Source organism: Streptomyces marianii, assembly GCF_005795905.1.
Classification (GTDB): domain Bacteria; phylum Actinomycetota; class Actinomycetes; order Streptomycetales; family Streptomycetaceae; genus Streptomyces; species Streptomyces marianii.
This window is the reverse complement of record NZ_VAWE01000001.1, coordinates 4569590-4588871: the sequence shown is the minus strand read 5'-3', so window position 1 is coordinate 4588871 and position 19282 is coordinate 4569590. Positions and strand designations below refer to the sequence as shown.

The 19282-nt window shown below is 68.5% G+C and carries 24 protein-coding genes; 13 read left to right on the top strand and 11 right to left on the bottom strand.

Annotated elements, in window-relative coordinates; all coding sequences use genetic code 11:
- The first annotated feature begins 178 nt into the window (after window positions 1-178).
- The 3 genes from FEF34_RS20705 to FEF34_RS20695 all read left to right on the top strand — a co-directional run bounded on the left by FEF34_RS20705 (window position 179) and on the right by FEF34_RS20695 (window position 4046).
- Window positions 179-1006: a class I SAM-dependent methyltransferase gene (locus FEF34_RS20705; protein WP_138054493.1), complete on the top strand. Its 828-nt coding sequence runs from the start codon at window positions 179-181 to the stop codon at window positions 1004-1006.
- A 455-nt stretch (window positions 1007-1461) separates the two neighbouring features.
- The gene (locus tag FEF34_RS20700; RefSeq protein ID WP_138054492.1) at window positions 1462-2502 is read left to right on the top strand and encodes a C40 family peptidase; all 1041 of its coding nucleotides are present in this window, start codon (window positions 1462-1464) and stop codon (window positions 2500-2502) included.
- A gap of 245 nt (window positions 2503-2747) precedes the next feature.
- On the top strand, window positions 2748-4046 hold the full coding sequence (locus FEF34_RS20695) for a PP2C family protein-serine/threonine phosphatase (protein ID WP_138054491.1): 1299 nt from the start codon (window positions 2748-2750) through the stop codon (window positions 4044-4046).
- Window positions 4047-4345: 299 nt separating this feature from the next.
- Here FEF34_RS20695 and FEF34_RS20690 read toward each other — a convergent pair whose 3' ends face one another.
- The 10 genes from FEF34_RS20690 to FEF34_RS44280 form a co-directional block, all read right to left on the bottom strand.
- Window positions 4346-4678 (bottom strand): DUF2516 family protein, encoded by a 333-nt coding sequence (locus tag FEF34_RS20690; protein WP_138054490.1) that lies wholly within the window; start codon window positions 4676-4678, stop codon window positions 4346-4348.
- Window positions 4679-4846: 168 nt separating this feature from the next.
- The gene (locus tag FEF34_RS20685; protein ID WP_138054489.1) at window positions 4847-5479 is read right to left on the bottom strand and encodes a hypothetical protein; all 633 of its coding nucleotides are present in this window, start codon (window positions 5477-5479) and stop codon (window positions 4847-4849) included.
- Window positions 5480-5513: 34 nt separating this feature from the next.
- Window positions 5514-5948, bottom strand: a complete 435-nt coding sequence (locus tag FEF34_RS20680) for a helix-turn-helix domain-containing protein (RefSeq protein ID WP_138054488.1) — start codon at window positions 5946-5948, stop codon at window positions 5514-5516.
- A 102-nt stretch (window positions 5949-6050) separates the two neighbouring features.
- Window positions 6051-6395 carry a hypothetical protein gene (locus tag FEF34_RS20675; RefSeq protein ID WP_138054487.1) on the bottom strand — a complete coding sequence of 115 codons (345 nt, stop codon included), beginning with the start codon at window positions 6393-6395 and terminating at the stop codon, window positions 6051-6053.
- 287 nt (window positions 6396-6682) lie between these two features.
- The gene (locus FEF34_RS20670; protein WP_138054486.1) at window positions 6683-7120 is read right to left on the bottom strand and encodes a DUF488 domain-containing protein; all 438 of its coding nucleotides are present in this window, start codon (window positions 7118-7120) and stop codon (window positions 6683-6685) included.
- A complete protein-coding gene (locus FEF34_RS20665; protein WP_138054485.1) occupies window positions 7117-7719 on the bottom strand; it encodes a DUF488 domain-containing protein in 603 nt (200 codons plus the stop codon). Before FEF34_RS20665 ends, FEF34_RS20670 begins: the two co-directional genes overlap by 4 nt.
- Before the next feature lie 8 nt (window positions 7720-7727).
- The gene (locus FEF34_RS20660; protein ID WP_407698291.1) at window positions 7728-8051 is read right to left on the bottom strand and encodes a dual OB domain-containing protein; all 324 of its coding nucleotides are present in this window, start codon (window positions 8049-8051) and stop codon (window positions 7728-7730) included.
- A 35-nt stretch (window positions 8052-8086) separates the two neighbouring features.
- Entirely contained in the window at window positions 8087-9283 is a 1197-nt protein-coding gene (locus FEF34_RS20655) for an ISAs1 family transposase (protein WP_138051345.1), read from the bottom strand.
- A 107-nt stretch (window positions 9284-9390) separates the two neighbouring features.
- Window positions 9391-9834 (bottom strand): dual OB domain-containing protein, encoded by a 444-nt coding sequence (locus FEF34_RS44285; RefSeq protein WP_407698290.1) that lies wholly within the window; start codon window positions 9832-9834, stop codon window positions 9391-9393.
- The gene (locus FEF34_RS44280; RefSeq protein WP_407698289.1) at window positions 9722-10255 is read right to left on the bottom strand and encodes a transposase; all 534 of its coding nucleotides are present in this window, start codon (window positions 10253-10255) and stop codon (window positions 9722-9724) included. The genes FEF34_RS44285 and FEF34_RS44280 overlap by 113 nt, the downstream gene beginning before the upstream one ends.
- Window positions 10256-10638: 383 nt before the next feature.
- Here FEF34_RS44280 and FEF34_RS20645 point away from each other — a divergent pair, with 383 nt between their 5' ends.
- The 6 genes from FEF34_RS20645 (at window position 10639) to FEF34_RS20625 (ending at window position 15655) form a co-directional block, all read left to right on the top strand.
- The gene (locus FEF34_RS20645) at window positions 10639-11151 is read left to right on the top strand and encodes a SigE family RNA polymerase sigma factor (RefSeq protein ID WP_138054483.1); all 513 of its coding nucleotides are present in this window, start codon (window positions 10639-10641) and stop codon (window positions 11149-11151) included.
- Between the two features lie 62 nt (window positions 11152-11213).
- Entirely contained in the window at window positions 11214-12395 is a 1182-nt protein-coding gene (locus tag FEF34_RS20640; protein ID WP_138054482.1) for a hypothetical protein, read from the top strand.
- A 270-nt stretch (window positions 12396-12665) separates the two neighbouring features.
- Window positions 12666-14258, top strand: coding sequence for a glycosyltransferase family 4 protein (locus FEF34_RS20635; RefSeq protein ID WP_138054481.1), 1593 nt, complete (start codon window positions 12666-12668; stop codon window positions 14256-14258).
- A gap of 87 nt (window positions 14259-14345) precedes the next feature.
- Entirely contained in the window at window positions 14346-14510 is a 165-nt protein-coding gene (locus tag FEF34_RS41370) for a hypothetical protein (RefSeq protein ID WP_171053030.1), read from the top strand.
- Between the two features lie 271 nt (window positions 14511-14781).
- A complete protein-coding gene (locus tag FEF34_RS20630; protein ID WP_199800685.1) occupies window positions 14782-15186 on the top strand; it encodes a hypothetical protein in 405 nt (134 codons plus the stop codon).
- Between the two features lie 115 nt (window positions 15187-15301).
- Window positions 15302-15655 (top strand): hypothetical protein, encoded by a 354-nt coding sequence (locus FEF34_RS20625; protein WP_234042478.1) that lies wholly within the window; start codon window positions 15302-15304, stop codon window positions 15653-15655.
- On the opposite strand, the gene FEF34_RS20620 is transcribed toward FEF34_RS20625, so the two are convergent.
- Window positions 15603-16847 carry an MFS transporter gene (locus tag FEF34_RS20620; protein ID WP_138054480.1) on the bottom strand — a complete coding sequence of 415 codons (1245 nt, stop codon included), beginning with the start codon at window positions 16845-16847 and terminating at the stop codon, window positions 15603-15605. The two genes, FEF34_RS20625 and FEF34_RS20620, sit on opposite strands and share 53 nt — an antisense overlap.
- Window positions 16848-17047: 200 nt before the next feature.
- Here FEF34_RS20620 and FEF34_RS20615 point away from each other — a divergent pair, with 200 nt between their 5' ends.
- The 4 genes from FEF34_RS20615 to FEF34_RS20600 all read left to right on the top strand — a co-directional run bounded on the left by FEF34_RS20615 (window position 17048) and on the right by FEF34_RS20600 (window position 19209).
- Window positions 17048-17386, top strand: a complete 339-nt coding sequence (locus FEF34_RS20615; RefSeq protein WP_234042476.1) for a hypothetical protein — start codon at window positions 17048-17050, stop codon at window positions 17384-17386.
- Between the two features lie 160 nt (window positions 17387-17546).
- Window positions 17547-18170 carry a histidine phosphatase family protein gene (locus FEF34_RS20610; RefSeq protein WP_138054479.1) on the top strand — a complete coding sequence of 208 codons (624 nt, stop codon included), beginning with the start codon at window positions 17547-17549 and terminating at the stop codon, window positions 18168-18170.
- Between the two features lie 237 nt (window positions 18171-18407).
- Window positions 18408-18782, top strand: a complete 375-nt coding sequence (locus tag FEF34_RS20605) for a helix-turn-helix transcriptional regulator (protein WP_138057615.1) — start codon at window positions 18408-18410, stop codon at window positions 18780-18782.
- 10 nt (window positions 18783-18792) lie between these two features.
- Window positions 18793-19209 (top strand): VOC family protein, encoded by a 417-nt coding sequence (locus FEF34_RS20600; RefSeq protein WP_138054478.1) that lies wholly within the window; start codon window positions 18793-18795, stop codon window positions 19207-19209.
- Window positions 19210-19282: the final 73 nt, after the last annotated feature.

Below are 19282 nucleotides of genomic sequence, written 5' to 3'. Positions count from 1 at the left end.
AGGTGGACGCCGCACGACGCCCAGGAAGGGGCGAGGTACCGGCCGGCCTCGGCAGTCACCCGCCCCGATCACGCATACCCGCCACCCGCGACCGGCACCGCCGTCCGCACGGAAGCCAGGAAGGGCGACGACGCCCGCAGGCACCGGCGCCGCTTTCCTCCGGTTTACCCTCGTGTGCATGTCCCCGCGCTCCGTCACGCCCTCCTCCCGCCCCGTGGGCGCGGTGACGCGCGGCACCACCAACCCGAACCGGCTGCGCCGCATGGACCGCTGGATCGCCGCCGTGCACGGCCCGGCGCTGCGCCGTTCGGGGGCCGCGCCCGTCGCGGTCGACCTCGGCTACGGGGCGGCCCCCTGGACCGCGGTGGAACTGCTGCAGCGGCTCCGCGCCGCGGAACCCCGTACCCGGGTCGTCGGCGTCGAGATCGAGCCCGCCCGGGTGGAGGCGGCCCGTCCGTACACGCAGGACGGGCTGAGCTTCGTGCACGGCGGTTTCGAGGTTCCGCTGCCCGGCCCCGTCCGCCCGCTGGTCATCAGGGCCGCGAACGTGCTCCGCCAGTACGGCGAGGAGCAGGTCGCCGAGGTGTGGCAGCGGCTGTGCGCCCGCCTCGCCCCCGGTGGCATGCTGGTCGAGGGGACCTGTGACGAGATCGGCCGCCGGCACGTGTGGGTGGCGCTCGGCCCGGAAGGCCCCCGGACGGTCACCTTCGCCACCCGCCTCGGCTCGCTGGAACGCCCTTCCGACCTCGCCGAACGGCTTCCCAAGGCGCTGATCCACCGCAATGTGCCGGGTGAGCCGGTCCACGCGTTCCTGCGGGACTTCGACCGGGCGTGGGCCGCCGCCGCGCCGTACGCCTCGCTCGGTGCGCGGCAGCGCTGGATCAGTGCGGTGCGTCTGCTGGCCGCGGACTGGCCGCTGACGGACGTCCGGACGGACGGGCGGCGGCGGTGGCGGCAGGGCGAAGTAACCGTCAAGTGGTCGGCGCTGGCGCCCGGTTCCGTCTGAACGGGGCTCGTCAGCGTACGAGGCACCGAGGGAACGGAGCTCCGGCGACGCACAGGGCCCGGCCGGCGAACAAGGCACCGCCGGAGCGGACCGTGAACGGTGAGCGGGGCATTGGCGACGGGCTGAGTGCCGATTCTCCCGAGCGGGGCGCGGGGGCGCACGCGCCGGGCACGAAGGCGCGTACCCCGGAACACCGTGCCCGGATCGGGAACGCGGCCCGGGGTTCGTACGTCGGAGGGGTGGAAGTGATCCACGGCTGGTCCATCCGCAGGAACAAGGGGGCGTGTGAAGGGTGACGACCCGGGCTGCGGACGGGTGACAGACGGGACCGTGGCGGCCTGGCCCTGTCGCTTTGGCGCGGGTCATGGCACCATCGCGTCGAAAGCCGTAAGTTACTGACGGTAAATCATATGTAGAGGGACGAGAGTCGTCTGGCGTTGTCCGGAGGGGGACTTGTGAACCGACGCCTTTACGCCGCCGCCATCGCGGTGGTGAGCGCCGTGACGCTGCTGGCCGCGCCGGGCCAGGCCCTTGCCGTGCCCCAGCCGCCCGAACCTCCCGGCAAGAGCCTCGAAGAGGTGCGCAAGGAGCTCGACGAGCTCTACCGCAAGGCCGCTTCGGCCACGGACGCGTACAACCTGGCCGAGGAGCAGGCCGACCGGCAGTCGGCGCAGATCGTGAAGCTGGCCCAGGAGATCACCAAGGGGCAGGCCAGGATCGACGACCTCAAGGACCGGGCCGGCGCCACGGCCCGCGCCCAGTACCGGGGCGGCGGACTGCCGCCCGAGGCGCAGTTGGTCCTCACCGACGACCCTCATCTCTTCCTCGACGCCGCCGGACGCATCAAGGCGGGCGGCAAGGCGACGAAGGACCTCCTCGGTGAACTGAACCGAACCCAGGCCGACTTGCGCGCCTACAGCAAGGAGGCCAGCGCCCAGTGGGCGCTGCTGGAAGCGAACCGGGTCAAGAGGGAGAAGCACAAGAAGGAGATCAACAAGCAGATCGCCGCAGCCCGGCAGATAGAGGCACGGCTCCAGAAGGAGGAGCTGGCGCGACTGCGGAAGCTGGAGCAGGAGGCCGCGAACCGGGCGCAGACGGCCTGGCTGGGCTCCGGCGTCCTCAAGGAGATCAACGGCCGCGCGAGCGAGCAGGGCAAGGCCGCGGTCGCGTTCGCGACCGAGCAGATCGGCAAGCCGTACGTGTGGGGCGCGGAGGGACCGGGCTCCTACGACTGCTCCGGACTGACCTCACAGGCCTGGGCGGCCGCGGGCCGCGGCATCCCGCGCACCTCGCAGGAGCAGTGGCGGTTGCTGCCGCGCGTCGATATCAAGGAGATGCGGCCGGGCGACCTCATCATCTACCACGCGGACGCCAGCCACGTGGGGATGTACGTGGGCGACGGCGCGATCGTCCACGCGCCCCGTCCCGGGCGGAACGTGACGCTGGCGGGTGCGGGCTCGATGGCGATCCTCGGGGTCGTCCGCCCGGACAAGTGAGCGAAACCAGGATAAAAAGGACGGAGTGAGCCGGGTCACGCGGGAGTTGCGTGACCCGGCTCACCTGCATCGCGTGACGTTCGTCATCAGACCGGGAACAACTACGCCCTGATGCGCGGCATATGCCAAGCACTCTTCCCGGAACGCCATTCCCCCGCACCCCCCGCTACCGCTATGGTCCCCGTCTGGTGGGACGTCGTTCGTCGACCCACTGCGCCCTCGGGGGGAGGGAAGGAAACGCACCGATGCCCGTACCCGTTCCGCGCCAGCGGACCGGCTCGTCAGTCGCCGTAGGCCCCGTCGCCCCAGCGCCCGTCACCACAGGTCCCACCGCCGGCCCCACCTCGGAGCCCTCGGGCGGAGGCGACCTCACGCTCCTCGTCATCGAGGACGACCCGGCGGGCACCTTCACCGTCCCCGAACTGCTCGGCGCCGCCGGTACGCGGGTCCGCATCCGCACCGCCCGCAACCTCACCGAGGCCGAGCGGCTCCTCACGGACGACGTCCACTGCATCCTCGTGGACCTCGCGCTGCCCGGCTCAGCCCGCGACCGCGCCGAGGGCGACGAGCTCGCCGTGCTGCGGCACCTCCTGCGTATCGCGCCCAGGCACGCCGTACTGGCGCTGACCGCGGACGCCGACGCCGAGCGCGCCGCCGAGGCCGTACGGGTCGGGGCTCAGGACTTCCTGCACCGTGACGAGCTGGACGGACGGGTCCTCAGCCGGGCCATCCGCTACGCCGTCGAGCGCAAACGCGCCGACATTGCCCAGGTGAAGCTCGCCGAGTCGCGGCTGCGGGCGCAGGAGAACGCCCGGCTCGAGCGGGGGCTGCTGCCCACGCCCCTGCTGCAGGGCAGCGATCTGCGGTTCGCGGCCCGCTACCGCCCGGGACGCTCGCGCGCCCTGCTCGGCGGTGACTTCTACGACACGGTCCGCACCCCGGACGGCACGGTCCACGCGATGATCGGCGACGTCTGCGGGCACGGCCCCGACGAGGCCGCCCTGGGCGTGGAGCTTCGCATCGCCTGGCGTGCGCTGACCTTCGCCGGAATGTGCGGCGACGAGCTGCTCTCCACGCTCCAGCAGGTGCTGGAGCACGAGCGCGAGAGCGACGAGATCTTCGCGACCCTGTGCACGGTCGACATCGCTCCGGACGGCCGGCGTGCGGGGCTGTGCCTGGCCGGGCATCCCTCCCCGCTGATCGTCCGCCGGGGCCGGCCCGCGCGGCTGCTCCCGAACGAGAACGGCGGCCCGGCCCTGGGCCTGCTGCCGCGCGCCCGCTGGCCGCGCCGGCAGGTGGAGCTGGGTGCCGCGTGGAGCCTGATGATGTACACGGACGGCCTGATCGAGGGCCGGACCGCACCGGGCGGCGATCGGCTGGGCCAGGACGGCATGGTCGACATGGTCAACCGGCAGCTCGCGGCCGGGCTCAGCGGAGAGGCGCTGCTGGAGGCCGCGGTGGCGGAGGTGCGCGAGCTCAACGGCGGCGATCTCACCGACGACGTGGCCGTGCTGCTGCTGGACCGCGACCGGGCGAACGGCTGAGGCCCGGCCGGCGGCCGGGCCTCTGGGTGCTTTACCCCGGACGCTCCGAGCGCCGCCGGGCGCCCTGGCAGCTCCGCGTGCCGTGGATGGTGCCGCCGGGCGGTGTGGATCGGTGCGCCTCCGTGGACACGGTGAGCACGGAGCCCCCCATGGGGGAGTCCGGCGTGAGGGAGTCCGGGAGCGCGAGGGAGTCCGGAAGCGTGGGGGAGTCCGGAAGCGTGGGGGAATCCGGAAGCGTGGGGGAATCCGGGAGCGCGAGGGAGTTGGGCGAGGGCCCGCCCTGGACGGGCCCGACCGCCCTACCGTCCGCCGTTGTAAGGGCCGTACGGCCCGTCGCTGCTGGAGCCGCCGCGCCGGCCGCCACCGGACACCTGCTGGAGGGCGGGGCGGACGTCGACCATGAAGACGATCGTCGCGATCAGCCCGGCGATCTGCAGGAACAGCATCGGGACGAACACGTTCACGGCGACCGTGACACCGAGCAGGATCAGCCAGAACATCTTCGACTGCTTGCCGGCCGCACGGTAAGCGTCCTCACGGGCGAAGGCGGCGAACCCCAGCGCGACCAGGGCGAGAATGAGCATGGCCAGATTGAGCAGCCAGAGAATCGTGCCGAATCCCTCGAGCAACATGCTGTGCACCGCCTAGTGGGTTGAAACGCGTCACGACCACGGTACGGCCAGGACAAGGCCAACGTACCCGCACAACGGGCCGGGAACCTCGAAGGTGCCCGGCCCGTGGGATGTGCGCCCCGCCCGCGACCGCGAGGCCGCGCGTGGGGCGGTACCACTACTTCCCGGCTACTTCCCGGCCTGCGGGCTGGTGGACTTCTTCGCCACGGGCTTGCGGGGCGCGGGCTTGCGGGCGGCCGGCGGCGCCGGCTTCCTCTCCTCGGCCCTGGCCGCCGGCTTCGGGGCGGCCTGGGGCTTCGCCGCTCCGTTGCTGGCCTTCGGCGCCTCGGCCTTGGGCTTCGGCTCCGCCTTGGGCTCGACGGCGACGGCGATCTCGGCGATCTCCTCCGCGGCCTCGCCGCGCCACGACTTCACGGCCTGCTCACCGTGCTCGGCGACCTTCTCGTAGGTCTCGCGGGCCCGGACCGCGTACTCCGCGGCCACGCCCACGCTGCGCAGCGCCAGGTCCTGCGCGTTCTCGCCGAACTTCTTCAGGTCGGTGTCCAGGTTCCCGAGCACCTCGGTCACCTTGGCCTGCACGGTGGCCTGGGCCTCCCGGGCCTGAGCCACCACCTTCGCCTGCACGGCCTTCGGATCGGTCTCCCGTACGGCGTCGATACGGGCGGGCGCCTCGGCGCGCAGCTGGTCGATCAGCGCGGGCACCTTCTTCGCCTGCTGCACGGCCAGGTCGGCCGTACCGGCCGCGAAGTAGAGGGGGGTCGGGTCGGTGAGGGTCTTGCGCAGGTCATCGGTGATGGCCATGACTGTGGTCCTCCCGGATCGCAGATTCGTCGGTTCAGACTTCGGGTGATGAGGGTTGGTCGGCACCACTTCCTGCGGCCGTGCGGGGGCCGTCCTCAGAGGTGTCCTTATCCGTATCGGCGCCGAAGCCGTTCTCCTTGCGGAACGATTCGTAGATCTGCAGAAGCACCTGCTTCTGCCGCTCGTTGATCGAGGGATCGGCCAGGATGACCGCCCGCGTCTCCAGCTCGTCCCGTTCGCGCTCGTCGAGGATCCCGGCCCGGACGTACAGCGTCTCGGCGGAGATCCGCAGCGCCTTGGCGACCTGCTGCAGCACCTCCGCGCTCGGCTTGCGCAGCCCGCGCTCGATCTGGCTCAGATACGGATTGGACACCCCGGCGGCGTCGGCGAGCTGCCGCAGCGACAGCTGCGCGTTGCGCCGCTGCTCGCGGAGATAGTCACCGAGACTGCCGACGTTGAGGGATGCCATGGTTCCGATGGTGCGCCACTCTTGCTAACAATTGCAAGCACCCGCTTGCAATTGTGCGCCTCCTCACCCGGACGGCTGCGTGTCACTTGAGCAAGGCAACTGTCACCGCTCAGCTCGGCGGACCCCCGTACAGGCGAGGACCGCGCTGGCGTCGTCGGCGAAGAAGAGCATGAAGGCCCACGTCCGGTCCGGTGAGAAGATGCAGCCGATCCCGACCTGAGTGGCTTCGAGCCGGGTGAGGATGTCGACGGTAGACGGCAGGGCGAGAGTCTCAGTACCTCGCTTCCTCGCCCGTCGGAGGCGAGCCGCGTAGATGCCGGCGAGCTGCTGGCTGGGAACACTGCCGTCCCATACGACGAAGTCCCCTCCGTCGAGAAGCGCCGCTCTGGCGACATCGCAGGCCGTGGTCTGGTCTCCCAGCATCCCGGCGAGTTCCGCCCGGTCCATCCGGCTCCCCCTCTCGCGGTGCCCCGCTGTCCGCTCAGTCGTCAAGTGGAGTTCAGGCCGGGTCCAGAGCGTGAGGGTCGCTGGTGACGACAGCGAGGGCCAGGCCGGGGCGAGAGGACTGGGCTGCGCGGAATTCCGAGTACTCGGAGTGAAGGATGCGCCCCCGTCCCTCCGGTCCTTTACAGGACCCGCCATCGACGGAGAGGGTGGCGCGGTCGCGGCGCCGATCTGGGTTGACGACATCAGCCCCAGCAAACGCCTCGAGAGCTGACCGGTGGATCGAGGCTTCACACTAGGTGCTCGACTGTGACGCTGCCCCAACGATCAGCGAGATACTCCGCGACCAACCGGCGGTGGCAGTGGTGCGGTTTGTCCTCGCTGCAAAGCAGAACTGCGTTGTCGATCAGGCCCTGTGGGACGGTATCCTCAATGGTCCGTTGCTCCATCAGTTTCAGGAATCGGTTTTCGTATGTCTCCCAACCGGTTCCCTGCTTTTTGTAGTCATCGAGGATGGCCTGCGTCGGCGCCAGGTCAGGTCTGTGCGTGTACCCCATACCGCAGAGCTCACCGAGGAAGAACCTCAGGTCGTCCCGTTTGGCGAAGCCTGCCAGTTGTGAAACGTTATTAAGTCGGACGTCGACCAGGGTCGTCGCGCCCGATGTGCGCAACAGACCGAAGAACTTCTCGGCGGATTTCTTCGTGAACCCGATAGTGTAGATTTTCATGCCTCTGTTGCCTTGTCGGCACGAAACTCATCCTTGACGTACGCGATCCGGCTTTCCTGGCGACTCAGTGCCTCTTTGAGACGCTCAGCCGGAGTCCGGAACAGTTCGTCCTCCGCCAGCCCAAATTTGGCCATTAGGCGCTCCATCGCTGCGGTGTGGCTCTCGATTCGCCCGTTGCCATGGATGTGGCTGATCGTAACGCCGCGCTCGGCGAGCACCTGCGCGACGAGTACCGTGCGATGGCAGTCCAAGGGCTCACCTTCGGCGCACATAATGGCGATCCGCTCGGTTCGTGCGCCTTTTGTCAAGCGATCAATGCCGCTCATGAAACCAGGCGTCTGCGCAAGGCGGCCGTACTGCACTTGGCCGTCGACGTAGCAGGTGGTGTCCTCTGTACGCGCTCCGAGTTCCTTGCCCAGGAAAACGTATTTCATGCCGGCCTCGTGCAAACCGTGCTCCAGTGGGACCCGGTTAAATTGCGGAGTGAACCGACTGACAGGAACCGAGCGGACATCGGCGACTGCGGTTACCTCGTTCTGCTGAAGCAGCCCGACCAATGTCGAAAATTCATGGTTGGAGTGACCGATAGTCAGTATCATGCCGGATGTCACCGCCTGCTACTTGGTTCCACTTCGGCGCGCTCAATGACTGCCGCCACCAACTTGTAGAGGTAACCCTCGAACTCCTCACTGAGGCTTATCGTCAAGAAGGAATCACCCAGCGGGTAACGTCCGATACCCCGGTCCCGGAATCTCTCTTCGCAGACCGGGTCGGTCACTTTCAGGGAATAAAAGGATCCGGCGTGTTGAAAATGAGCGCGCACGGTCGGCCTCGCATCATTGGACCAAGGGTGATCCACGTGCATCGTCGCACCATCGACCCGGATGAGCTTGAGTGAGTTCGTCACTGTTCCCTCCTGGTCGGCTGGCACTCGGTCATTGTTGCCAGCGTTTGTGCAGGGCTTGATCAAGTTCCGTGAGTGTCGGGGTTGTTGGTGATGCCCAGGATGGCGAGTGCTCGTTCGGGTTCGTGGCGGATGGCGCGGGTGGTCTTGGCGATGTTGTCGGCTCCGAGGATCTTCAGGGTGCCAATGGCGAGGTTGCGGAAGGTAGCCATGGCGCGGGGCGCGTTGCCGGTGTGGACGGTCGAGGCGTCCTCGGCGAAGGTGACATCTCGGATGTAGTGGGAGGAATTCTCGATTCCCCAGTGCCCGCGGATGGCGGTGGCGAGGCCGGCGGGGCTGGTCTGGTGGATATCCAGGCTGGTGACGGCGTAGACGCTCTCGCGACTCTCGGGCTTGCCGGTGGGCTTGCGGCGGCGGTGGACGCGGATGGCGAGGCGGGCGTGGGGGAAGGCGATCCCGCCGAGGCTGTCGGCGATGGAACAGGTCTTGATCGACCGGGACTCGCGCCGTCCGTGGGCGGTGGCGGAGGCGGTGTGCTGGACGGTGATCGATGTCCAGGGCAGAGCGGCGAGCTGGGCGTACGCGGTGGGCTGGTTGGTCTTGATGACCGCGATGTAGTGTGCCTTCTTCGTCTCGACCAGCCAGGTGATGTTGGCCTTCACCGAGTGCAGGGCGTCGAAGGTGACCACGGCGTCAGCGAGGTGGAGTGGTGCCAGCAGGGGCTTGAAGTGCCGCGTCTCGTTGGTCTTCGCGCCGACCTCGACCTGTGCGAGCGTGGCGACGGGGTGATGCGTGACCGCCGCGAGCAGGTGCCGGCGCGGCGCGGCCAGGTGGGCCGAGCCCTTCAGCGCCTTGCCGTCCACGGCGATGACCCGCCGCGGTCGGGCCGCTGACGCATCCGCGCACGCGGACTTGCGGTGCTGGTCAGCGAGGTAGGCGCCCACGGCCTGGTCCAAAGCATCGCCGTCGACCGCCATGAGGACGCGTCCGATGGTGACCGGCTTGGGGCTGCGCCGCCAGCCGAGCAGGTGACGGCGGATCCTCAGGGTTGCCAGCAGGGTGTTCGTGGCCCGCTCGGCGAACTCGGCGATCTCGTCCAGGCTCTTCGCACCTGACACGGCCGCGCAGGCACACACCAGCAGGATCGACACCAGGGAGTACCAGCGGCCCCGGCGAGAACGCGGATCGGGCACCGATGCGAGGTAGGGGCACAGGTCAGCGATCCGGTCCGCATCCAGCGGACCCAGCTTCTCCAGCACGGCAGGTATAGGGGAAGATGCAACGGCAGGCACGGGACATCCTCATGATCATCTGGCTTAGTCACCACAATGATCACGAACCCTCGTGCCTGCACTGCTATCCGCTCCTACCGGCCCTGATCGTCAACCACCCGCTCATCCGCGGAACTTGACGGAGCCCTGGCGTTTGTGTGGTAGCCGTTCCTCCATAACCGTAAAGAGGATTCTTCCAGGAGGCACAGATCATCCCACCCGATCTGCCCTTCCTTTTGCCAGCGGACGGTGGAATCAACGAGCCAGTTTTCCCGATGGAAGTCGATGGGCTTAGGCTCGATGAGTCGCATGGAGACAATGTCAAGCAGACGCGGTTCGGCCCCACTCGGATATTGTCGCTCAGCCGCGGAGACCTCATGACCTGGACGACCACTGACGGGACGAATCCAACTGTTCGAACTAACTTCAATTCCCGCAACGCACCGTCCACCATGTTTGCGGGAATTGGCCAAACACACCAATTTTTTGGTCGCTGCCACGTCGCCCCCTCCGAGCCCGCCGCACCTCGACGCGTTCATGGTAGTAGAGGTGATCATCCAGCTCCAGACCGAGCGCGTACTTCAGGTCCATGCCGTACCGCACCCGCTGCGCTGCCGCCCGGTCGGTGAGGTTCTCGGCGAACTGCACCACCGTCACCAGCGCCAGCTGGCCCGGTGACCAGCCCGGCCGGCCTCCGGCTCCGAACGCCTCGGCGAACTCGGCGTCCGCGAACAACTCGCCCAGCTCGTCACGGACCCGCATCGCCAACGGATACGGCCCCCGTGCCGCCACCGCCCGCGCCACCCGCGCGGTCAGCTCAGGCACCTCCGGCCACGGCCTCGGCCGCATCGACATCCCACACCCCACCCCCGCGACCGGGAACGCCAAGACGGCCGCTGCTGCCCCGACCAACGAGCCGCCAGCCCCGCCGGGCACGGAATAAGCCAGCAGGATCGTCACCAGCCGCAAACGGCGGTGATCTTGCCGTGGCGCCACCCGCGTGGGTGAGCCCGGGGTCGTACAGACGGGCCGCGAGCCGACTCGGGCTCGCCGTCGGGCAGCAACAGCACCGATGAACGTCTCGCGATGATGAACGACGTGATCAAGCCCGGCTACGCGGAGCTGGAGTCCGAATGGCTGTTCCGGCAGACCGGGACCGCCACGAGCGGAGGGCGCTCACACGACGAAGGCTGAGCGGACGAGGGTGCGGGCCGGGCGTCGTGGCACGCCCGGCCCTCTGCTGGAAAAGGCGGGTGAAACATTCGGCAGGGGGTGGCGCGTCGAACAGATGGAGGACGTCGCAAGCGGCACAAGCGACACCATGGAGCATGAAGGGGGAAGGCATGAGATCGGCCCGCGCGGACGAGTTCAGGGACTTCGCGGTCAGCCGCGCCGGACATCTCTACCGCTCCGCGTGCCTGCTGACCAGCGGCGACACCCATCTCGCCGAGGACCTCGTCCAGGAGACACTCGGCCGGATGTACGCGATGTGGAGCCGGATCGCCCGGATCGACAACCCCGCTGCCTACGCCCAGACCGTCCTCGTACGGACCTTCCTCAGCCACCGCAGGCTGCGCTCCACAGGGGAACGTCCGCTGGCGGAACTGCCCGACACCGCCTCCGGCCACGGCGACGACCCGGCGCTGAGGATCGCGCTGCTCGCCGCGCTGGCGGAGCTCGCGCCCAAGGACCGCGCCGTGGTGGTGCTCCGGTACTGGGAGGACCGCACCATCGAAGAGACCGCGGACGTGATGCACGTCAGTTCCGCCGCGGTGCGCACCCGTTCGACCCGGGCCCTGGCCCGGTTGCGTGAGCGGCTGGGCGACAGCCACTCCGAGTTGGTCGCGGCTCTCTAGCCCGTCCGTCGTCCCTTGACCCCTTTTGATGTTCGGCCCAGATCAGGAGCTGGTGGTTCCGCATGCCCTTTGAAGACGAACTCGGCAAGGTGCTCCAGAACACCGGGGGCACGTTCACCGCAGACCATCGCGTCCTCGTGGCAGGCGGTCTGACCCGGGGCCGACGCCGGGTGGCCCGCCGGCGCGCGGGCATCGTGGCCGGCAGCACGCTGGCCGTGACGCTGATCGCCACCGGTGGGGTGTATCTGAGCGGTGGCGAACGCGCCGACGAGTCCGCAGCAACGCCCACGCCCCCTCGGGACTACGACCACTTCGCGATCACCGCCGAGGAGATCGGCGGCATCCTGGAGAACGCCATGAACAGGTCCGGGATCGTTGTCATGAAACCCGCTGTGGAGAGCTCGGGCAGCACCGACGCGGCCAGGCCCGCGACCGCGTCCATCGTCTTCGACACCAGCTTCGGCGAGGAGAAGGTCACGCTGTCCGTACGCCGCGCCGACCCCGCGGACGCCGGGGTGAAGAAGCTGCTCGTCTGCCCGGACACGAAGGGCTCACCGTACGAGGAGTGCACCAACCAGCCAGGCGACCGGGCCGTGAAGGGCTACACGGAAGCGGGCAAGGCCGGCGGCGTCAAGAAGTGGGCGGTCACCACGGTCTCCCCGAACGGCTACGTCATCGAGACCAGCACCCAGAACGTGCAGGTGTCGGGCTCTGTCCCACCCCAGGGCCACAACCCGCGCATGAACCCCGGCAAGCTGCGCCATCTGGCGATGTTCGCCGACGGCTCCCTCACCCCCGCCGGAGAGCCGAACGCCTTCGGCACGGTGGCGCCGGGCTCCGAGGCCGAACCGGGCGACATGCTGCCCATTCTCAAGTACCTGCTGCCCGAGCGGCTGAACGTGTCCTCGGAGGGCGCTTCCTCCGGCGCCGAGGGGCATGTCGTGGTGTCCGACGGAAACGGCGCCGAGACCTATATCGACGCGACCCGGTGGGCGGCGGCCACCATGGTGGACGCCAAGGTACTGCCCGACGGGACCAAGATCAGCGCCCGCAGCCGGCCTGGCAGCCAGCCCGGGGTCATCGAACTGCAGGTCGGCGTGAACCGGGTGAACGGTCTCAGCATGATCTTCACGGCGTACAACGCCCCGACCCCGAAGTCCGCCAAGCGAGGAGCCGCTCCACTCATCACCCTGGACGAGCTCAAGGCCATCGCCCTCAGCAGGACGTGGCTCACGGCCCGTTGACCAACGGCCGCCCGACGTGTGCGGGGACCCCGACGGGGGTGGGGTCCCCGCACCCCTTTTCTGCTCTTGTCCTACCAGCGGCCCGCCGCTATGTGAGGGACTACGCCACAGGGAGAACCGAAGCGGGTGCGTTTCGCCCCCGTGCCGCCTCTCTGCAGGATTTCGACACCTTCGGCCTCACTGTGCCTTGTGTCGCAGAACTGAAAGAACCTGCAAATGAAGCATTGCTGTAATTTGGCCCAGCGGGGTGGCACTCGCGGTCGTATCGTCATGCTCGTCGATAATGGCGTCAACGGCGACTCGCGCGTCCAAAAGGAAGCGCGGTCCGCAGCGGCGGCGGGCTGGGACGTCTTCCTCGTCGGCAAGTCGCCCACCAAGGAGACACAGTCCTGGCAGATCGGTGGCGCCGAGGTCAGGCTCCTGCATGTGCCCGGGCCTATGAAGCGACGCCGGCATGAATACCGTCGTGCTGTCCTCCGTGCGCCCTTGGCCTACCCGCCCGGCCCCCTCGCCTCATTCCGCAGGCAGAAGTCCATGGCCTGGCGCGTCGACCTCAACACGCGTCGTATCCTCGCCCGGCAGCAGGGTTCGACGGCGGCCACACTCCAACTGGTCATACCGCGCATTGCGGCCAGAGTGCAGAGCCTCTGGATCAGGTTGCGGGCCAGGCAGACGCGGATCCTCGAGAAGCGCCGCAAGCGGATGGATTCGCTTCTCGACCGTGTCACGACCGCATTCTGGCTGCGGACCATGGGCAACCGAGCCTGGCGCAGGCTCGACCCGCACTTGTGGGACCTGGAGCTGGCGTACGGGAAAGTCATTGACCAACTCAAGCCCGATCTGATCCACGCCAACGACTTCCGCATGCTCGGAGTCGGGGCCAGGGCGGCGCTCCGCGCACGAGCCGAGGGGCGTGACGTCAAGCTGGTCTGGGACGCGCACGAGCTGGTCTCGGGCATCAAGCCGTGGGACCCGCATCCGCGCTGGCACGTTGCCCAGATCTCCCACGAGCGTGAGTACGCTCCGTACGCAGACGCCGTCGTGACTGTGTCCGACACCCTGGCTGATTTGCTGGCCAAGGAGCACAACCTCAGAGCACGACCGTTTGTGGTGCTCAACGCGCCCGAAGAGGAGGTGGCGCCCGAGCATGCCGCGGAGCCGATTCCGGATCTGCGTGGGCTGTGCGGCATTGGCCCCGATGTTCCGCTGTGCGTGTACAGCGGCGCGGCGGCCCCACAGCGCGGCCTCGACATCATGGTCGAGTCGTTGCCAGCCCTGCCTGATCTGCATGTAGCGCTAGTCGTGCTACGAACCGACTCGGCGTACATGAAGAGTCTGGCGCAGCGGGCCGAGGAACTCGGAGCGGCGGATCGGCTGCACATCCTGCCCTATGTTCCGCATTACCAGGTCGTTCCGTTTCTCTCGGCCGCGGACGTTGGAGTCATCCCGATCCACCACTGGCCGAACCACGAGATCGCCCTGATCACCAAGTTCTTCGAGTACTCGCACGCAAGGCTGCCGCTCGTTGTGAGTGATGTGAAGACCATGGCCGCTACGGTCGAGAAGACCGGCCAGGGTGAGGTTTTCAAGGCCGAGGACTCGGAGGACTACATCCGTGCGGTCAAGGCAGTCCTTGCCCGTCCCAAGGCATATCGTGAGGTGTACTCCGCCCCGGGACTGCTGAAGCAGTGGACCTGGGAAGCCCAGGCGGACAACCTGGACCGTGTCTACGCACTACTGCTTCTGAGTAGCGAGCGACAAACAGCCGAAGTCTCGGAAGATCCCGACCTGGCAGGCCACACCTGCATCACATGCGGCGAGGAGTACGAGAGCGATGAATCGCCGATCAAGGCCACCTGCTGAAGTCACGTGGCGTTCTGCCTGGGAGCAGCTGTCGAGCGAGCAGCAGGAGGGCTTGTCCAGGCTGGGCGTGCAGCCCGCCCAGGCGTCTTGTGGCACGCCAGCGGCACGCGCACGACGAAGGACCCGAGCAAGGTACAGCAGGCCTTCCGGCGCGGCCTGACAGCCCTCACCCAGTGGGTTGAGCGGAAGGCCCGTACCCCTTTGGACTTGGACGCCCTGGTCGAGCACTGGACGCTGTTGAGGGACGAGTAGCCGCTCGTGTCCGGTGAGCGCGGTGCGACGCGACTGGGCTTCGCGGTGTCGCTGAAGTTCTACACGCAGTTCGGCCGGTTTCCCCGGGGCCGGTTCGACCTGCCAACCACTACCGGCGTGGGCTTATCAAGCTGCTGGACGGGCTGGAGTTCCGCTCGTCCAACCACACCCACCGGCCCGTGATCGGGGCCCCGGCGCTGGTGGCCCGGTACACGGCGGCGGGCAACACCACCTACTACCCGCTGGGCGAGACGGTCCCGGTACACAAGGCGTGCGCAAACACCGCGAAGGCGGCTGGATCACCGCCGTCTGGCGGCACCTTCGCACCGTCCCGACGCCGATGGGCGAACCGGCCCGGGACCACGCCCGCCGCATCCTGGCCCAGCGCGGCACCGATCCGGCAACCGAGGACGAAATTGCCCGGGCCGCCGTCGCCCTGCTGGACCGCGCCGCCGACGGTCCGGAGGACAAACCCGCGAATCCGTCCCGCACATCGCGCCGGGACCGCAAGGTCGCCGCCCGGAGCCGGGCCACCGCCGAACCGTCCTGGCCCCGGCCGGACGAGCCGGCCGAAGAGCCCGCTGCCGAACCGGTGGAGACGGACGAGGACGAACTCGCCGACGTGATCCCGCTGGAGATCTTCGACGCACGCAAGGAGGCCGAACGGTGGTGGTGAACCCGCCGGAGACGGACGGCGAGGAAGTGCCGGAGCCCGGCGAGGACCGCACGGACCCCTCCACCCGGTTGGAGGCCTGGCGCCGGTTCGTCGAAGGCAGGCCCTGAGCCCGCCGATGCGGGACGCCTACGACGAGGCCCGCATCGTCTACGACTCCGAACTCCAGGTCGTGCGCACGTCCACGGTCAAGGACATCGCCCACCAAGGGCGGCTGCTGACCCTGCTCAACCAGCGCGAGCACGGCGCCCGCCGCGGACTCATCGTCTCCGGGGAATGGACCACCGGGAAGACCACCGCGCTCAAGCAGCTCGGCCGCCTGCACGAACTGCGCGTCCGGCAGCGGTACCCGGGTCCTGGCGTTTCCCTCCCGGTCGCTGGAGAGGGAAACGCCGGCCCGGTCCTGCTCGACGTCCGTCCTATGACGTGGCCTGACGCAGACCCCGCAGCGAGGGCGAGGCCAAACCGGTGACCCCGGCCACGCAGCCGAGGACAGCGCACAACGCGATCGCACTCCTGGCACCCGCCGCGTCCGCGAGCCAGCCCAGCACGTTGTTCGCCACCACCAGCGCCAGGCTCTGCACAAGCGTCAGCAACGACTGGACCCGGGACAAGTGCGTGCCCGGAGCACCGGCCAGGACCAGCGGGCCCATGTGACACGCGAACATGCCCGACCCCGCACCGACGACCACTGCCGCGGCAATGGCTGCGGCAGTGGCTGGAGCCGCCGCGAGTCCGGCCAGTCCCACCGCAGCGAGCGCCAGACCGAGGCTCGTGCCCATGCCGATCCGGCGCATAGGACCCAGGCGGGCAGCCAGCAGCGCGGCCAGGAGTATTCCGGCGCCCTGCCCTGCGGCGACCAGGCCCGCCGATCCCGGCCCCCAGCCGTTGGAACGGGCCAGCAGCGGGCCGAGCAGAGCAACCGCCGGCAGCAGCCCCGCCGCAGCCGCTGCCGTCAGCAGCAGCGCGGTTCGAAGGACGGGATCCGTCGCAGCGGTCTTCACCCCGTCGGCGATCCCCGCAAGCAGGCTCTCCATGCGAGGAGACCGCTCCGCCTCGGCCGCCGGCCGCACCCACAACATGACGGCCAGGACGGCAGCGAAGCTGCCCGCGTCGACCAGAGCCGTCCCGCTCAGGCCCGCCACCGCCACCAGCACCGCCCCCAGCGGGGCCCCGAGCAGAGAGGCCACCTGGCCGCCGGCCTGCTGCAGGGCCATCGCCCGGGGGAGTTGTTCCTTGCTCACCAGGCGGCGGGGCATGGCTCCCGTCGCGGGGAGATAGAACGCATCGACGGTCCCGACCACAGCGGCGAACCCGAGCAGCATCCATGATGGCGTCCCCCAGATCCGGGCCGCCACGGCCAGGGCGAGTACAGCCGCGAGCATCACCACATCCCCGGTGATCATCACCCGGCGGGCACCGAAGCGGTCACCTACCGCCCCGCCCAGCAACAGGAGCACGGTCCGCGGCAACGTGATCGCAGTCAGCACCAACGCGGCCATCTGACCGCCGTGAGCACTGGCCGCCCAGCCGAGAGCGAAGTAGAGAGCAGCGTCACCGACCAAAGAGACTCGGGTCCCCGCGAGCCAGCACAAATACGACCGGGGAAGAACCGTTCGAGAGGGAGGGGAGACAACGGATTCCGTGGTGCCAAGTGATGCCATGACCGCTGACCATAGGACCCTCAAGTTGGTCGAGGGCCAGTGACGGACCATCAGAAACAACCAGGCGACGCTCGCCTCACCGCCCTCTCGAAGACTACTGACGCAAGAGACGAAGGACTCTGGTGATACAACGTCACCGACATGTAGTCTATGAATCGTTGCAGTTCAGAGCCGGTATCCGAGTTCCTGCGGTCGGTAAGGTGGACGAGATCCACCTGCTCAACCACGCCACCATCGCCGGTGAAGACCTCTCCGACCACCTGAAGTACTTCACCGAGCACCTGCCCGCGACCTTCGTCTATGCCGGCACCAACGTCGAGCAGTCCGAGCTGTTCATCGGAATCCGCGGCAAGCAACTCGCGGGCCGCTGCGTCCTCCTCCGCACCGGCCCCTTCCCCCTCAACGCCGAGTGGCGGTCGCTGATCGCCTCCATGGAGAGGGCGAGGCCGGCCCAGAGCGCGTCGCCCAGTTGCACCAGCCCTTCCCCACCCAGAGCCCGATTCGCGGCACCAGCCGCGTCTGGCTCACGAAGACTGTGAAGTCGTCAGCCGCGGAGATCGAGTATCGGCTCGGCAACCCCGAAGGCGTCCCCACACTCATCGCCAACTGAGTCAGCGCAACCAGGACGGAACTGCGCACGAAGAGCTCAGCGTCCATCCCTGACACACAAGATCACGGATGACGACGGAGACCCGGGACATGACAGACACAGCCGCTCGATACCTCTACCTCGCCCGGCACGGTGCAGCGTCAGAAGATGAGACGACCCTGACGGAGAGCGGCCGGCGCCAGGCCGTTCTCCTCGGTGAACGGCTTCAGAGCACCCCGCTTTCGGTGATCCACCACGGGCCGCTGCCCCGGGCGCGGCAGACGGCCCAGCTGATCAGCACACGACTTGACGCCGTCCCACTGCACCAGTCGGAACTGGCCGGCGACTACATCCCCTACCTGCCTGCGAAGGAGGAGCTGCCGCCGGATTCGGCCGACGCCATGCTCAGCTTCCTCACTCAGGTTCCGGAAGAGGAGCGCAACCGCGGTCCGGCACTGGCCCGGGAGGCCCTCGCAGAATTCACGGGCCCCGTCGAGGGCGATCGCCCCCGCCATGAACTGGTCGTCACCCACAATTTCCTCATCGGATGGCTGATCCGAGCTGCCCTCGACGCACCCGAGTGGCGCTGGATGGGCCTCAACCACAGCAACGGAGCCCTGACCGTCATCCGATACGCACCCGGCAAGCCGTCCTCCGTGCTGTTCTGCAACGACATGCGGCACCTGCCCGCAGAACTGCGCTGGACCGGCTTCCCGCCCGAACTCCACATCTGACCAAGAAGACCGCTTACCCGAACCTGAGTGAGACGACCTTGCGAAACCCGACTCACTCAAGTCCGGGCACCGCAGGTCAGGGGCCCGCCTCGCCCGGACCTAAATGAGACCGGACACCGGGTACGGGGTGCGGTCACACGAACGCACGCGTCCGGCGTCCGGCCGGTCTGTACGGTGTCCACCGTGTCCCGTGTACCCCTCTCCGACCTCGTCAGGCTGCGCCGGGCCCGTGACGCGATGGACCGCGACTACGCACAGCCTCTGGACGTACCGGCCCTTGCCCGCATCGCCCTCATGTCGGCGGGGCACTTCTCGCGCAGTTTCCGGGCCGCCTACGGCGAGACGCCCTACAGCTACCTCATGACCCGCCGCATCGAACGGGCCAAGGCGCTGCTGCGGCGTGGCGACCTGTCCGTGACGGAGGTCTGCATGGAGGTCGGCTGCACCTCGCTGGGGTCCTTCAGCTCGCGGTTCACCGAGCTGGTCGGCGAGAGCCCCAGCGCCTACCGGGCACGCGACCACGACCATGGATCGGCAATCCCGGCCTGCATCGCGAAGATCCACACCAGGCCGGTCAGGAACGGAGAAGCGAGCGGCCCCGCCGGTCCGTAGCGTGACGGGCATGGACATCAAGCTTTCGCAGTGCTTCATCGCCGTCGACGACCACGACAAGGCGCTCGCCTTCTACCGCGACGCCCTCGGCCTGGAGGTGCGCAACGACGTCGGTTTCGAGGGCATGCGCTGGGTCACCGTGGGCTCGCCCTCCCAGCCGGACGTGGAGATCGTCCTCGAACCGCCGCTCGCGGACCCGAACGCCACGGACGCCGACCGCCAGGCGGTGGCCGAACTGCTGGCCAAGGGCATGCTGCGCGGCGTGATCTTCCGGACCGACGACGTCGACGCCACGTTCGAGCGGATCCGCGCCGCAGGCGGCGAGGTGCTGCAGGAACCCATGGACCAGCCGTACGGCGTCCGCGACTGCGCCTTCCGCGACCCGGCCGGGAACATGCTCCGGTTCAACCAGCCGCGCGCCAAGTAGGCCACGCGACCGAGGCCCGGCGGCCCGGAGCGGTGTTCCCGGACGGCCTGATGGCCGGGGCCGGCCAGGGCGA